We start from the raw sequence: 2,759 nt of genomic DNA, 5'->3' as shown, positions 1-2,759 counted from the left end.
ACCTCGAGGGTCTCGCGGGCCTTCTTGGCCTGCTTCTCCGGCTTGAGGAAGCGCATCGTGCGCATGTTGTGCAGCCGGTCGGAGAGCTTGATGACGAGCACCCGCGGGTCGCGCGCCATCGCCACGACCATCTTGCGGATCGTCTCCGCCTCCGCGGCCGCCCCGAGCTGGACCTTGTCGAGCTTGGTGACGCCGTCGACGAGGTGTGCGACCTCCGCCCCGTAGTCGGCGGAGAGCTTGTCCAGCGAGTAGGCGGTGTCCTCCACGGTGTCGTGCAGCAGCGCCGCGACGAGCGTGGTGGTGTCCATGCCGAGCTCGGCGAGGATGGTGGCGACGGCGAGCGGGTGGGTGATGTACGGGTCGCCCGACTTGCGCATCTGGCCCTCGTGGAAGGCCTCCGCGGTGTCGTACGCACGCTGCAGCGCGGCGAGGTCGGCGCTGGGGTGCAGCTCGCGGTGCACGGTGGCCAGCGGCTCGAGGACGGGCTTGACCGGGCCGCTGCGCTGCGCGGTGATGCGCCGGGCGATCCGGGCCCGGACCCGCCGCGTGGCCGAGCGCGGCCGCGTCGTCGTCGCGGCGTCACCGGTGGTGGCCGACGCGCTCGGCTCCAGCCGCTGGGCCTCGCGCGGTTCGGTCGAGCCGACGGTCGGCGCGGTGTCGGCGCCGTCGGCCCCGTCCTCGGCGGCGGCGCGCTCGGTCGTGCCGGTGGCCGGCCACACGTCCTGGCTCACTGTCGAGCACCTCCCGCCGGTCGGGCCGTCGTGGGGCCCGTCGCGGGATCCGGAACCGATCCGGATCCACCCACCAGCCTAGGTCACCGACCGTGCCGACGGCGGCGTCGAGGTCACCCGAGGGGGACGAGAGGTCCCCGCCCGTCGCCCGCCCGTGTCGATTCCACGCCGGGTCGGGGTGCCCGTCGATGAACGGTCGCTCACAGGACGACGGCGGCCGCCTGCCGGGCGGGTACGCAACGTCCGGCCGGGGTCAGCACGACGTGGTGCTCGGGGCCGGCGGCCGCACGCCCGGCGTGCGGGGCCCGCCCGGCGGCCGCGACGACGACCAACCAGGGCCCCGGACCGGCTCCGGCCGTGACCGCGAAGCGCCCGCCCGCGGCCGCGTCCGTCCGGACCCGGCCGAGCTGGCGGCCGTGCGGGTCGACGACGGTGACGACGGCGTCGAGGCCGGTGTCCGCCGCGTCGGTGACCCGGCCACGGATCGTGGCCGTCCCCCCGGCCGCCCGGGCCGTGCCGGCGTCGGTGCCCGGCTCGGCCGCGCCGGCCGTGGGGTCGGACTCGTGGAGCGCGAGCAGCGCGCCGTGGAGCGCGGCGAGCTCGCCCAGCAGCGTCTCCGGGGCGTCGTCCACCCCGGCCGGCGGATCGGCGTGCGCGCCGGGGCCGCGGCCCTCGGCGAGGGCGTCGACGAGCCCGCGGACCGCGGTCATCGCGCCGTGCACGGTCTCCGGGTCGGCGGTGGCGCCGCCCGCCACCTGGTCCTCCACGGCGTGGATCACCGCGCGCACCCGCGCCGCGCACCGCACCCAGGCCGAGAGCCGCCCGGTGACCGACGCGCGCCGGGCCGCCGATCCCGGCGCGACCCGCAGCGAGAGCGGGAGCCCGATGAGGGCGAGCTGGTGCACGGCGGCGTCGAGCGAGCGGGCCCGCGCGTGCAGGTCGACGGGCTCGCCGTCGGCTCCGGTGGCGCCGGGCCCGCCGTGCAGCACCGCCGCGACGTCCAGGGTCGACGCGCGCAGTTCCTCGGCCAGGTGCGCGCGGGCCGCCTGCTCCGCGGAGGCGGCGGACGTGGGCAGGAAGGACACCGCCACGACGCCGCCGATGATCGCCCCGAGCGCGGTCTCGCCCACCCGCAGCGCGAGCAGCCCGTCGCTGTAGGTGCCGAGCAGTTCGTAGAGCTCGGCGATGAGGATCGTGATCGCGAGCGCCAGGCAGGTGTAGGAGACCCGGAACAGGTAGAAGCCGACGAAGATCGCCACGAGGATGACGACCAGCGAGGTCGTCGTCGAGTGGCCCAGCCACGGGACGAGCACCAGGGCGACGACGACGCCGACGACCGTCCCCGCCGTGCGCTGCAGGGCCTTGCGGACCGTCTCGGCGGCGGTGGCCGTCCCGGTGAACGCGAGGAAGCAGGCCAGCACCGCCCAGTACCAGCGCTGCCCGGACAGCGCGTCGCCGAGGGCGATCGAGAGCCCGCCGGCCAGGGCGATCTGCAGCGCCTGCCGCGTCGTGAGCAGCAGCTTCGGTCCGCCCCCCTCGGGGGCGACCATCGGCCCGACCGTCACCGCGCTCCCGGGCAGGAAGCCCGCGAACAGCTCGGCGGCCGGGGTGAAGGGGCGCGGCGCCGCGGCCTCGCCGCGGTCGTCGTCGGCGGTGCGGTCGCGGGGGCGGTCCTCGTCGGCGGTGCGGTCGCCGCGGCGGTCGTCGGCGAGGAGCTGCTCGAGCCGGCGCAGCGCGTCCTCCACCGCGTCGGCCTGCGCGGGCCCGACGTCCTCGGGCGGGGTGTCGAGCAGGCGGGACAGTGCCGCCTCGACGCGCAGCACGGCCGCGCGCACGGCGGGCGCGTGCGCCGAGTCCCTGATCGAGTGCGGGACGGCGAGCTGCCCGTCGACGAGGACCGCGACCTCGTCGACGCGCAGCAGCGCGCGGTCCGCGGTGCCGACCCGGCCCGTCCAGCGCTGCCAGGGCGAGCGGGCCGCGGGGTCCCGGTGCTCGGCCGCCGCGATCCGCACCCGGGCGGCGAACGCG

The 2,759-nt window shown here is 77.3% G+C and carries 2 protein-coding genes; both read right to left on the bottom strand.

The genetic code is table 11. The features are described from left to right. A partial coding sequence (locus AC0CYZ_RS28885; protein WP_472221554.1) for an HD domain-containing protein occupies positions 1-611 on the bottom strand: 611 nt, incomplete at its 3' end. A 320-nt stretch (positions 612-931) separates the two neighbouring features. Then, positions 932-2,759, bottom strand: a 1,828-nt coding sequence (locus AC0CYZ_RS28880) for an FUSC family protein (RefSeq protein ID WP_472221553.1), incomplete at its 5' end; no start/stop codon positions are given.

Source organism: Actinomycetospora sp. (assembly GCF_055612215.1).
The sequence above is the reverse complement of the archived record's forward strand: the minus strand, read 5'-3'. Positions and strand labels throughout refer to the sequence as shown.